Consider the following 12,585-nt stretch of genomic DNA (forward strand, 5'->3'; position numbering starts at 1 on the left):
ATTCGTTTGTTTATAAAGGCCGAGTTTAACGGGCAATGAATCCCCAGATTTCATTTTAGTGTTGTCTGTTAAAGCGGAAAAAAATTGAACGTAACTACGACAAAGTGAGGTCCTAGAAGTAATGACAAATGTACAACCAAAATCCATTATCGTAATTTTTGGCGCTACAGGTGATTTAGCAAAACGTAAGTTATTCCCCTCTATTTTCCGCTTATATAAAGCGAACAAACTATCGGAAGATTTCGCTGTTGTTGGTGTCGCAAGAAGACCTTGGACTAATGACGAATTACGCGAAAATGTAAAAAAATCAGTGAGCAGTTTCAAAAACAGTGACGCTGACATTGAAAAGTTTGCTTCACATTTTTATTACCAACCGTTTGACGTAACAGATGTCGCTTCTTATCAAGAATTAAAAAGCCTAACAGAAAGCCTTGATGAGCAATACAACGTGCCTGGAAATCGTATTTTCTATCTAGCAATGGCACCTGAATTTTTCGGAACAATTGCTTCGAATTTAAAAAATGAAGGTTTAACACAAACAGAAGGTTGGAGTCGCCTAGTCATTGAAAAGCCATTTGGCCATGATTATCCTTCTGCTAAAGAACTAAATGAACAAATTCGCCATGCATTTAAGGAAGATCAAATTTATCGTATCGACCACTACCTCGGTAAAGAAATGGTGCAAAATATCGAAGTTATCCGTTTTGCAAATGCTCTATTTGAACCGATGTGGAACAACCAATACATTTCAAACATCCAAATTACGTCTAGCGAGACGCTTGGTGTAGAAGACCGTGGCCGTTACTATGAATCTTCAGGTGCCCTTCGAGATATGGTACAAAACCATATGCTTCAAATGGTGGCATTGCTTGCAATGGAACCGCCAATTAAATTAACACCGGAAGAAATTCGTAGTGAAAAAGTAAAAGTACTGCGTGCTCTTCGCTCTTTATCAGTAGATGAAGTAGATGATTATTTTGTACGAGGCCAATACGGCAAAGGTGTACTTGAAGGAGAAGAAGTGATCGGCTATCGCGAAGGAAACTCGGTTGATCCTGAGTCTAATACCGCTACATTTGTATCTGGTAAGCTTATGATTGATAACTTCAGATGGGCTGGGGTACCAATTTATATCCGTACAGGTAAACGCATGAAAGAAAAAGCAACGACAATTGTTGTACAGTTCAAAGACTTACCAATGAACCTGTACTTCAATAAAGATAAAGAAATTCATCCAAACTTGCTTGTCATTCATATCCAACCGGAAGAAGGCATTACGCTTCACTTAAACGCTCGTAAAACGCCGGGTGCAACATCGTCCACACCAATTAACTTGAACTATTGCAATAACTGTGGAGATAAAATGAATACACCGGAAGCTTATGAGCGCCTTATTTATGATTGCATGCTTGGAGATGCAACGAACTTTACTCACTGGGATGAAGTAGCCCTTTCTTGGAAGTTTGTTGATACCATTTCAGAAGCATGGGAAAGCACAAAAGCACAAAACTTCCCGAACTACGAATCAGGTTCAATGGGACCAAAAGAATCAGACGCATTGCTTGCTGAAGACGGTTTTCACTGGTGGCCAGTCGGAGAAGACAACTTCTCACCTAAAGAGTAAATAAAAAAAGCAGCTGTAGTATACAGCTGCTTTTCTTGTTTTTTATTTTAACCACTCAGTATGGAATACGCCCTCTTTATCAACACGTTGATATGTGTGAGCTCCGAAGTAGTCACGTTGCGCTTGTAAAAGGTTCGCCGGTAGCGTTTCTGTACGGTAGCTGTCATAGTAAGCTAATGCACTTGAGAAACTTGGTACAGGAATACCTTGTTTAACCGCAATTGAAATAACTTCACGAAGAGCCGACTGATAGCCTTCTACGATATCCTTGAAGTATGGGTCTAATAATAAGTTTGTTAGATCTGCATCGCGATCGTAAGCTTCTTTAATTTTTTGTAAGAATTGTGCACGGATGATACAACCACCACGGAAGATCATTGCAATATCACCGTACTGTAAATTCCAGTCATATTCTTCAGAAGCTGCTTTCATTTGAGCAAACCCTTGCGCATATGAACAAATTTTACTCATGTACAATGCTTTACGGATTGCTTCTACTAATTCGGTTTTATCGCCTTCAAATGCAGCTGCATTTGGACCGCTTAATACTTTGCTTGCTTTTACACGTTCTTCTTTCATAGCTGAAATAAAGCGCGCAAATACAGATTCAGTAATGATTGGTAGTGGTACACCTAAGTCAAGCGCACTTTGGCTTGTCCATTTACCTGTACCCTTTTGACCTGCAGTGTCTAAAATAACGTCTACAAGTGCTTTACCTGTTTCTTCATCTTTTTTCGTAAAGATATCCGCTGTGATTTCAATTAAGTAGCTATCTAGCTCGCCTTTATTCCATTCAGCAAATACTTCATGTAGTTCATCTGTTTCTAAACCTAATACGTTTTTCATAATGAAGTATGCTTCACAAATTAACTGCATATCCCCATACTCGATGCCGTTATGAACCATTTTTACGTAGTGACCTGCACCATTTGGTCCAATATATGTGCAGCAATCGTCGCCTTCAACTTTCGCTGAAATAGCTGTTAAGATTGGTTTTACAAGTTCATATGCTTCTTTTTGTCCGCCAGGCATGATTGAAGGTCCTTTTAATGCGCCTTCTTCTCCGCCGGATACGCCTGTACCGATGAAATGGATACCTAATTCTTCTAGCTCTTTGTTACGACGAATTGTATCCTGGAAGAATGTATTTCCGCCATCGATTAAAATGTCGCCTTTTTCTAAGTATGGTTTTAACGAATCAATTGTTGCATCTGTAGCAGCACCAGCTTTAACCATTAATAAAATTTTACGCGGTTTTTCAAGAGAATTAATAAACTCTTCCACACTGTATGTACCTGCAAAATTTTTACCTTCTGCTTCTGTTTTTAGGAACTCTTCTGTCTTTTCAGGAGAGCGGTTATAAACTGAAACAGAATAGCCTCTGCTCTCAATGTTTAGCGCCAAGTTTTTCCCCATAACCGCTAAACCGATAACACCGATTTGTTGTTTTGCCATGTTAAATTCTTCCCTTCATGTGTAATATGAATTGGTCAACCTAATCGTAACTGAACATATCATAAAGAAAGTTACAGATTCAAGTTTGATATAACCATAATCATACGTTTTATTATACACATTTGAAAAGAATCATGCTCACCGAACATTGATTATTTTGAAGAAAATTTCGATAAAATAAGTGAAATGAACGCAGTTACTAATCATCCGCACATTCTTAACTACCTTTAGACGCATTTTAACATTTTCTTAAACAATTACTTTTGTTAAAATATTAAGCAGTTAATCATTTCAACGAATTGATGATCAACACGGTTGTTACCGTTTTACTATATTTATTGCAGCTAAAAAAGCTGTACTAGTACTTATTTTGTTTTATGAAGAGGGATTTTATATATGACGAAACCAATCAAAGATCCGTTCAAGGAAAATTTTGATACGCTTGAAGAATTCGCTGATCGCATTAGCGAAGTATTGAACTGTCCTATTACCATTGAAGATGCTAATCATCGCTTATTAGCTTATAGCACCCATGACGAAAGAACGGACCAGGCGCGTATTGCCACGATTATTGGAAGAAGAGTTCCGGAAAAAGTCATCAACAACTTATGGAAAGAAGGCATTATTCCTAAACTGCTTGAGACAAATGAGCCTGTGCGTGTGAAAAATATAAATGAAATTGGGCTTGGAGATCGTATAGCTATTTCCATCTGGAAAAATGAAGAAGTTCTAGGATTCATTTGGGCTGTTGAAATTGAGAAAGCCTTAGGCGACGAAGAAGTAGAGCTATTAAAAAAAGCTGCGAATGTATTAAAAAATAAATTGCTACAGCTTCAAATTCGAAAGTATAAACGAGAGGAACGTTCACAGGAATTTTTCTGGAAGTTATTAACTGGTCACATTAAGTCTCGCCAAGAAATTTCAGAAGCGTTTTATGAAGCTCAAATTACAGCTCCATCAACGTTTTCCATTGCTATCTTCCGCTTCCAAGAAGATATTAGGCCTGAAGCTGAACGTCAAATCTCGTATATGCTAAAAACGATGCACCGCTTGAAAATCGTGCTTTACACGATTGATTGCAATGATTTAATCTTACTGCTTTCTTTGGATGCAGTTGAAAACCCTCTTGATGAACAGCGAGATTTTGTAGACTATTTTAGAGGCAACATGTATGAACGCTTTGATGTTACTCAAATTAAAGCCAGCTGCAGCAGTATTTATTCATCGCACGATCATATCGAAAAAAGTTATAAAGAAGCCTTGAACGTATTAGATATGAAAAGTAAGTTTCCAGAAGAAACGAGAGAGATTATTAACTATCAGGAATTAGGTATTTATCAATTTCTTGACGTTATTTTAGAAAAGCGCGTGCAAGATCAATTTGAAAACCATTCTTTAAAGAAGCTAACTGATTACGATCTTCGTCATAATAGCAACTTGGTGGAGACTCTCGAAGTATTTTTAAATAATGATAATAACATTAACGAAGCAGCAAAAGAATTAAATGTGCATATGAATACACTTAGCTATCGATTAAAGCGAATTTCAGAGATTGGTGATATTAACTTAAAGGACGTTAATCAAAAAATGACTCTTTATATTGATATTAAGTTAATGAAATATAAAAAATAACAGATGATGTTACTTTTTTTAACATTGAGCTATTCGTTTATTGGAAAATAAACGAATAGCTCTTTTTTTTCACTTTTTATTTCTTTATGATGTTAGATTACCTTACACAAAAATTAAAAATTCTGATAAGTAAGCGTTTACATTTGTGTGTTTAAACAAAAACTACTTCTTCAATTCTTCTTTCTAGACAAAGAAATTTCATAAAACTTTCTTTATACTAAAGGTACACAAACGACCAAGGGGGAAATTAATCATGATTATTGGCGTACCAAAAGAAATCAAAAACAACGAAAACCGGGTAGCGATTACACCAGCAGGCGTAGCATCATTTGTTGGTACAGGTCATCGTGTATTAATTGAAAATGAAGCGGGTATTGGAAGTAACTTCACAAACGAAGATTATGTAAAAGCTGGAGCTGAAATTGTTGAGACAGCAGCTGACGTGTGGGCACAAGCTGAAATGGTTATGAAAGTAAAAGAACCACTAGCAAGTGAATACGGCTATTTTAGACCAGGTCTTATCTTATTCACATACCTTCACTTAGCAGCTGAACCAGCACTAGCAAAAGCATTAAAAGATAGCGGCGTAACAGCCATTGCTTATGAAACAGTAGCAGTAAATCGTACATTGCCTCTATTAACGCCTATGAGCGAAGTAGCAGGACGTATGGCTGCTCAAATCGGTGCACAATTCCTTCAAAAATCAAACGGTGGAAAAGGAATTTTACTAGCGGGTGTTCCTGGAGTTAGCCGCGGAAAAGTAACGATTATCGGAGGCGGCGGTGTTGGTACAAATGCTGCAAAAATCGCAATCGGTCTCGGTGCTGATGTAACAATTATTGATTTAAGTCCTGAACGCTTACGTCAATTAGACGATATCTTTGGCAACCAAATCAATACGCTAGTGTCAAACCCTTATAATATTGCGGATGCAGTAGCGGAGTCAGATCTAGTGATTGGCGCAGTATTAATCCCAGGTGCAAAAGCTCCAAAACTAGTAACAGAAGAAATGGTGAAAACAATGAAGCCAGGTTCTGTTATTGTTGACGTAGCAATCGACCAAGGTGGTATTGTTGAAACAATCGACCACATTACAACACACGATCAGCCGACTTATGAAAAGCACGGCGTTGTACACTATGCAGTTGCAAACATGCCGGGAGCAGTTCCTCGCACATCAACGATTGCTCTAACAAATGTAACGGTACCTTACGCACTTCAAATTGCTTCTAAAGGTGTTCACAAAGCAATCGCTCAAAACAAAGCGTTAAAATTAGGAGTGAACGTTGCAAACGGAGCCATTACGTACGAAGCAGTTGCACATGATTTAGGTTATGATTATGTATCAGTAGACGTAGCTCTTGAAAAAGAATTAGCTTCTATTTAATAAAAAGTGAAAAACGCCCTTAACCCTCTGTTAAGGGCGTTTTTATTTTGCATGAACAACAATCAGCGGTAAAAAACACGACTATTTAAAGCTTTGTGTATCTGTTCACTGGTAATCTCCGGTACTATTGGCCAGAATTCAGGAGTAGGAAACATAAGGTTACTAGGCGTTTTATTATGATTTCCATCTAGTTCATGAAAAGGTTCTGGATCATCCGTCTCGTTAAAACGATTCGTAATAAACATAAAATGACCCAATTCATGTGCGAGAAGATACTCATCTGTACTTGCATTTGTCATAATAATAAGCGGAAAAGAGTTATAAGTCACAGCGAGAGTAGATGAATAGTCAAAATTAACAGGCCCAAATCTATTTCCATTCATGTAAAATACATACACATCAGCATTTTGACAAACCTTTCGGCCAGTTTTAAGCATTGCTTGTACCATTGTAAGATGACTAGCCCCTCCAATTGGAAAATTTTCCGCATTACTAACAATGCCATTGATGTTTTCCAAAAAAACAACTGAACGTGTAATAGTAAATGTAACACCTTGGGTTAATCGTTTTTTCTCATATTGTTTCCATATTCTGTTAGCAGCCGCTATGTCTCTTTTTACACGATTGGGAACTATAGACTGATTATCTTTGAAGTTTCTATCAACTTTAGCTCCTGGTAATACAATTATACAAACATTTAAAGTGCCTGCCTTAACAGTTGTGAAGTGATCGTTTGTTAAATTTGAATTCATATAATAATCTTTGTGATTTTTTTTGCGAGGCTGTGATTTATTGAAAGAATACGAATCGTCTTTATAACTGTCATGATTAGAATGTTTTTTTATGTGAATCACCCTTTCTTAAGTTTCTCTTTATTCTATTCATGAAAAGAAAGAGTGCTTGTACCATAAGGTAAAAGAGGCTAAGACAAAAGTATACACTTACGATTCATACAGTTTTTAGAAATTGAATATCTACATTAAAAGCGATAAAATAGAAGAAAAAGTGAATGGAAGAAAGTTATCTAAAACACATTGGGCAGCTAAAAACCGACCGGTGGAAGTTTTACTCTATTTTCTCTATGAACTTAAAATACGGGAGGATTTTTTATGACAATGAATAAAGCATTAACCATTGCTGGTTCTGACAGCAGCGGCGGAGCTGGCATTCAAGCGGATTTAAAAACATTCCAAGAACTGGGTGTTTACGGAATGACAGCTTTAACAACAATTGTAACAATGGATCCCGATAACAGCTGGTCTCATAACGTATTTCCACAAGAAGTTTCAACTGTTGAACAGCAGTTAAAAACAATTGTAAAAGGCGTAGGCATACAAGCTCTCAAAACAGGTATGCTTGGCTCAGTGGAAATTATTGAGCTAGCCGCAAAAACAATTGAAGAATACGGTTTGAAAAATGTCGTAGTAGATCCTGTGATGGTATGTAAAGGAGAAGACGAAGCGCTTCACCCGGAAACAACTGTCAGCTTGCGTGATGTACTAGTTCCAAAAGCAACAGTCGTAACGCCTAACTTATTTGAAGCTAGCCAATTAAGCGGACTTGGTCCTATCAAAACGGTCGATAAAATGAAAGAAGCGGCCGTGAAAATTTCTGAACTTGGTGCCGAATATGTATTGATTAAAGGCGGAAGTAAATTAGAGCACGAAAAAGCAATCGATTTACTTTATGATGGAAAGACGTTTGAAATCTTGGAGTCTGAACGTATTGAAACGACATTTACACACGGTGCTGGATGCACATACTCAGCTGCGATTGCTGCTGAATTGGCAAAAGGCAGTAACGTTAAACAAGCTATTTATACAGCAAAAGAATTTATTACAGAAGCAATTCGGCATTCATTTGCTTTAAATCAATATGTTGGACCAACAAACCACGGTGCGTACCGTCGTAAAAAAGAAAAAGTAGCAAACTAAAAAGCATGCCTAAAGGCATGCTTTTTAGTTTGCTTATTGTTTGACTGTTTCAAGGGCATTTAAAATGGCTTGAGCTACGCCGTGCTCGTCATTCGTTCCTGTTACTAAATCGGCAAACTCTTTAATTTCTTGAGGTGCATTTCCCATCGCTACAGCACGTCCAACTCTCTGAAACATTGATACATCATTATAATTGTCTCCAATGGCCATCGTTTCTTCTAAAGAAATATGACGTTCTTGAACAAATGATGTAACTGCAATTCCTTTTTGAGCATTTTCATCATTTATTTCAATATTTTCTTTACCAGATGCACTGACTGCAATGGAATCTAACTTCACAAGTTCTATTTTTGCCTGTTCTAACTTTTCTTCGTCAAAAGAGAAAGCAAGCAGCTTATAAATATCCTTGTTTGGATCTTGAAACAACGCTTCATACTCTTCAATAAGCTTTACTCTGCCGCTATTGAAACGCTCTTTTGCCGCTTCTAACGATTTTTCATAATTATCTTTTAAGCTAGCGCTTAAATAAATATCCATTAATACCGACAAAGCTTTTTCATAGTCATTTGAATACGTACCTTCACTTGTATAGACTTCAAAGTACAGCTGAAACTTCTTAAAAATATTTTCTACTTCGCGAATAGATTCCATCGTCATGCCTACTGAATATTGTTTTTCCCCTTGTGGATTCCGAAGCTCCGCTCCGTTTGCACAAATTAAATATGTATGAAGTCCTGCTTCTTCTAAAACATAGCGGGCCTCTTCATAAGAACGTCCCGTAGCAACAACAACTTCCACCCCTGCCTTTTGAGCTGTCTTAATCGCTTGGGCATTTTCTTTACTTACAACTTGTTCACTATTTACTAAAGTTCCATCCATATCGATCGCAATACATTTAATCATGATGTACCCCTTCCTATGTATCTTTGCTCTCTTATTTTATTCTAGCATATGTTTTTTTGCGCTTTGCTACTTGCATGTAAAAGATTTACTAATTTTTTGTATACGTGCTGTTATAATCTGTTCCTTTTCTTGCTTTTTCGAAAACCTCTTTGATCGTCTTTAAACGCAAATCAGCTGTTGAATATACGTGAAAATTCATATTCTCTTCCTTCAGATGCTTACCAACGCCGATAGAAACCATATCTGTTTGATTAATAGCTTTTATCCCCGCCTCTCCATCTTCTATAGCCACACATGCATAGGGTGTTACTTTTAATTGATCGGCAGCTGTCAAAAATATTTCTGGATCTGGTTTTCCCTTCTTTATTTTTCTCACATCCACAATGCAATCAAAAAAAAGACGTATTCCTAACGCATCCACTACAGTATTTGCATTTGAACTAGAAGAAGCAATCGCCATTTTAATACCTTGTTTTTTACAATCCTCTAACAACAATTGTATTCCTGGAAGTAAGTGATTCTTTGTCATTTCCTTTATTAATGCTTGATAATGCTTATTCTTTTCATCAGCAAGCTGTTCTTTTTTTTCCACTGTCAGATGTACATTTCCTTGGGCAGCAATGAGCTCTACAGTTTTCACTCGGCTGATCCCCTGCAGCTGCTGATTGAGTTTTTCAGAAAATGAAACGTTAAGTTGATCTGCTACTTTTTTATTTGCTTTATAGTATAAATGTACCGTATCTGCAATAACACCGTCTAAATCAAAAATAATCGCTTGTAGCTCTTCTTTTTTCATATTATCCTCCTCTGTACTTGTCTTTATGCCATTATTTGAATGCTTTTATTACATTCCATCATGTTAAAATACCGTTGATATTGTTCACTTTATCATAAAAATTTTTTCATCATTTATGATTCATGAATAAATTTTTCAAAAAAGAGAAATTACAGTCTTGCATTATGAAAGCCCTTTTATTACAATAGGTTTATGCAAACGGTTGCACTATCTTGGAAATATAGTTTATCAAAAAATAAAATGAAAACCCATACATAGGGGAAGGGGAAAAACTATGAAAAAGTTCTTTTCATTTGATTTTTGGCAGAAATTCGGTAAGGCTTTATTAGTAGTAGTAGCGGTTATGCCCGCAGCTGGTATTATGATTTCACTTGGAAAGCTAGTTGCAATGACTGGGGGAGACATCACTGCTGTACAAACAATCGCACGCGTGATGGAAGATATAGGTTGGGGTATCATTACAAATCTTCACATCTTGTTCGCTGTTGCCATCGGGGGGTCTTGGGCTAAAGAACGTGCTGGAGGTGCATTTGCTGCACTTATTGCATTCGTTCTTATTAACCGAATTACAGGAGCTATTTTTGGAGTTCAAGCAGAAATGCTTTCAGATCCAAAAGCAACGGTTCACTCACTATTTGGACAAGAGTTAGTAGTAAAAGACTACTTCACATCTATTTTAGGAGCTCCAGCTCTTAACATGGGAGTATTCGTAGGAATTATCGCTGGTTTTTTAGGCGCAAATTTATTCAATAAATATTATAACTATGATAAATTGCCTGAAGCCCTTTCGTTTTTTAACGGCAAGCGCTTCGTACCATTTGTGGTCATCGGTGGTTCAGTTGTAACAGCACTGCTTTTATCCATTGTATGGCCGTTTATCCAAGGTTCATTAAACAGCTTCGGACAGTGGATTGCAACATCTAGAGACACAGCTCCTATTCTAGCACCATTTATTTTCGGAGCATTAGAACGTCTGCTTCTTCCATTTGGTCTTCATCATATGCTGACAGTTCCTATGAACTACACGGAGCTAGGCGGAACGTACAAAATTTTAACGGGTTCTGGAGCAGGTTCCACGGTTGCCGGTCAAGATCCTTTATGGCTTGCTTGGATTGCAGATTTAAATAACTTCCGCGCTGCAGGAGATATGGAAAGCTACAAGCAGTTATTACATGACGTTACACCTGCACGCTTTAAAGTAGGACAGATGATTTTATCTTGTGCGTCGCTAATTGGAATCGCTTTAGCAATGTATCGTAACGTAGATCCTGACAAACGTTCAAAATATCGTTCAATGTTCTTTTCAGCTGGACTAGCTGTTTTCTTAACAGGCGTAACAGAACCAATCGAATTTATGTTCATGTTCGCAGCACCTCTTTTATATGTCGTATATGCAATTATGACGGGACTGGCTTTTGCCATTGTTGATATTGTTCATGTTCGCGTACACTCATTTGGCGTAATTGAACTATTAACACGTACACCAATGATTATCAAAGCCGGACTATGGGCTGACTTAATGAACTTTGTCATCGCCTGCCTTGTATTCTTTGGCTTAAATTTTGGAGTGGCAAACTTCTTAATTAAACGTTTTAACTTCCCAACGCCGGGACGTAACGGAAACTATATTGATGAAGAAACAACTGCAGCAAGCAGCAAGCAGGTGAAAAATGATTCGCTTGCACCAGTCATTATTGGACTGCTTGGCGGAGAAAACAATATTGAAGACGTTGATGCTTGTATGACTCGCTTACGTGTAACGGTAAAAGATATACATGCCGTTGCAGGAGAAAGTGAGTGGAAACAAAACGGAGCCCTTGGTTTAATCTTGAAAGATAAAGGGGTACAAGCTATTTATGGACCTAAAGCGGATGTTTTGAAATCCGACATTCAAGATTTGTTAGGAGCTTAACATAATGAAGCTATTAACGTTAAATTGCCACTCTTGGCAAGAGGAAAATCAGCTAGACAAGTTATCTTGTCTAGCTGAAGTAATTAAAAAAGAAAAATATGATGTCATTGCTTTACAGGAAGTAAGCCAAAAAGTAGACGCACCTTATGTATATGACTACATTCGCAGCGATAATTACGCTTGGCTTTTAGCAAAAGAACTGGGTAAGCAAGGTGAAGACTATCAATTGGTATGGGATTTATCTCATATAGGCTATGAAGTGTATGAAGAAGGAATTGCCATTTTAACAAAACATCCGGTTATTGAAGAGCATTCATTTTTCGTTTCACAAACGTCAAATATTGACTACTGGAAAACGAGAAGAATTGTTGGAGCCACAATCGAATATGAAAAAGAACTTCTTACGTTTTATTCTTGTCATCTTGGCTGGTGGGATGACGAGGAAGAGCCGTTCAAGCAGCAAGTTGATACACTGCTAGCTCATGTACACAAAGATAATCCATTTTTCCTACTCGGAGACTTTAATAATGACGCTCATAGACGAAATGAAGGTTACGACTACCTGTTGAGCCAAGGCCTCTATGATACGTATACTCTATCGAACAAAAAAGACAGCGGTATTACAGTTAAAGGTAACATTGCTGGATGGGATGATAATGACCGGGCACTGCGCCTTGATCTAATTCTATCGAGTCATGCGCAGGATATTCAGTCATCAACTGTGGTGTTTAACGGCATACATTATCCCGTTGTTTCCGACCATTTTGGGGTAAGCGTTGAAGTGAAATAAGTGACATAAAGCGAACGAATAGCGTTCGCTTTTTTTCGTGTGATTATGATGATGTAAAAATCATCTTCTTTACCGCTTTATCTATCGTTTTAGAAGTGTCCGATAAACTTTCGCATTTTAAAAAGTAGGTGTGCTATAATATTGTGATGTTG

General features: G+C 37.4%; 10 protein-coding genes. 6 read left to right on the forward strand and 4 right to left on the reverse strand.

Annotated features, from left to right (window positions below):
- The first annotated feature begins 121 nt into the window (after positions 1–121).
- Complete coding sequence (gene zwf / locus MMB68_RS19465) at positions 122–1,624, forward strand: glucose-6-phosphate dehydrogenase (protein WP_013085508.1); 1,503 nt, start codon at positions 122–124, stop codon at positions 1,622–1,624.
- A 42-nt stretch (positions 1,625–1,666) separates the two neighbouring features.
- On the opposite strand, the gene gndA is transcribed toward zwf, so the two are convergent.
- Entirely contained in the window at positions 1,667–3,079 is a 1,413-nt protein-coding gene (gene gndA, locus MMB68_RS19470) for an NADP-dependent phosphogluconate dehydrogenase (RefSeq protein WP_013059861.1), read from the reverse strand.
- Between the two features lie 396 nt (positions 3,080–3,475).
- Between gndA and MMB68_RS19475 the strand changes: the two genes are divergently transcribed.
- Positions 3,476–4,711 (forward strand): PucR family transcriptional regulator, encoded by a 1,236-nt coding sequence (locus tag MMB68_RS19475; RefSeq protein ID WP_221785887.1) that lies wholly within the window; start codon positions 3,476–3,478, stop codon positions 4,709–4,711.
- Between the two features lie 253 nt (positions 4,712–4,964).
- Complete coding sequence (ald, locus tag MMB68_RS19480) at positions 4,965–6,098, forward strand: alanine dehydrogenase (protein WP_221785888.1); 1,134 nt, start codon at positions 4,965–4,967, stop codon at positions 6,096–6,098.
- Positions 6,099–6,160: 62 nt separating this feature from the next.
- Here the strand turns inward: ald and MMB68_RS19485 are convergent, their stop codons facing one another.
- Positions 6,161–6,952: a hypothetical protein gene (locus tag MMB68_RS19485; RefSeq protein ID WP_277448480.1), complete on the reverse strand. Its 792-nt coding sequence runs from the start codon at positions 6,950–6,952 to the stop codon at positions 6,161–6,163.
- A 255-nt stretch (positions 6,953–7,207) separates the two neighbouring features.
- On the opposite strand from MMB68_RS19485, the gene pdxK reads away from it, so the two are divergent.
- Positions 7,208–8,032 (forward strand): pyridoxine/pyridoxal/pyridoxamine kinase, encoded by an 825-nt coding sequence (gene pdxK / locus MMB68_RS19490; RefSeq protein ID WP_277448481.1) that lies wholly within the window; start codon positions 7,208–7,210, stop codon positions 8,030–8,032.
- Between the two features lie 33 nt (positions 8,033–8,065).
- Here the strand turns inward: pdxK and MMB68_RS19495 are convergent, their stop codons facing one another.
- Positions 8,066–8,935, reverse strand: coding sequence for a Cof-type HAD-IIB family hydrolase (locus MMB68_RS19495; protein WP_153252809.1), 870 nt, complete (start codon positions 8,933–8,935; stop codon positions 8,066–8,068).
- 88 nt (positions 8,936–9,023) lie between these two features.
- Positions 9,024–9,731: a beta-phosphoglucomutase gene (pgmB, locus tag MMB68_RS19500; protein ID WP_221785891.1), complete on the reverse strand. Its 708-nt coding sequence runs from the start codon at positions 9,729–9,731 to the stop codon at positions 9,024–9,026.
- Positions 9,732–10,005: 274 nt separating this feature from the next.
- Here pgmB and MMB68_RS19505 point away from each other — a divergent pair, with 274 nt between their 5' ends.
- Together MMB68_RS19505 and MMB68_RS19510 are read left to right on the forward strand one after the other, a co-directional pair.
- A complete protein-coding gene (locus tag MMB68_RS19505) occupies positions 10,006–11,643 on the forward strand; it encodes a PTS transporter subunit IIBC (RefSeq protein WP_221785892.1) in 1,638 nt (545 codons plus the stop codon).
- Between the two features lie 4 nt (positions 11,644–11,647).
- Positions 11,648–12,433 carry an endonuclease/exonuclease/phosphatase family protein gene (locus MMB68_RS19510; protein WP_221785893.1) on the forward strand — a complete coding sequence of 262 codons (786 nt, stop codon included), beginning with the start codon at positions 11,648–11,650 and terminating at the stop codon, positions 12,431–12,433.
- The last annotated feature ends 152 nt before the right edge of the window (positions 12,434–12,585 follow it).

It is taken from the genome of Priestia sp. Y58, assembly GCF_029522095.1.
GTDB lineage: Bacteria > Bacillota > Bacilli > Bacillales > Bacillaceae_H > Priestia > Priestia megaterium_E.

Excerpts from the sequence above, each read along its gene's own strand:
- zwf (WP_013085508.1), top strand. The coding sequence starts at position 122 with ATGACAAATGTACAACCAAAATCCATTATCGTAATTTTTGGCGCTACA.
- gndA (WP_013059861.1), bottom strand. The coding sequence starts at position 3,079 with ATGGCAAAACAACAAATCGGTGTTATCGGTTTAGCGGTTATGGGGAAA.
- MMB68_RS19475 (WP_221785887.1), top strand. The coding sequence starts at position 3,476 with ATGACGAAACCAATCAAAGATCCGTTCAAGGAAAATTTTGATACGCTT.
- ald (WP_221785888.1), top strand. The coding sequence starts at position 4,965 with ATGATTATTGGCGTACCAAAAGAAATCAAAAACAACGAAAACCGGGTA.
- pdxK (WP_277448481.1), top strand. The coding sequence starts at position 7,208 with ATGACAATGAATAAAGCATTAACCATTGCTGGTTCTGACAGCAGCGGC.
- MMB68_RS19495 (WP_153252809.1), bottom strand. The coding sequence starts at position 8,935 with ATGATTAAATGTATTGCGATCGATATGGATGGAACTTTAGTAAATAGT.
- pgmB (WP_221785891.1), bottom strand. The coding sequence starts at position 9,731 with ATGAAAAAAGAAGAGCTACAAGCGATTATTTTTGATTTAGACGGTGTT.
- MMB68_RS19505 (WP_221785892.1), top strand. The coding sequence starts at position 10,006 with ATGAAAAAGTTCTTTTCATTTGATTTTTGGCAGAAATTCGGTAAGGCT.
- MMB68_RS19510 (WP_221785893.1), top strand. The coding sequence starts at position 11,648 with ATGAAGCTATTAACGTTAAATTGCCACTCTTGGCAAGAGGAAAATCAG.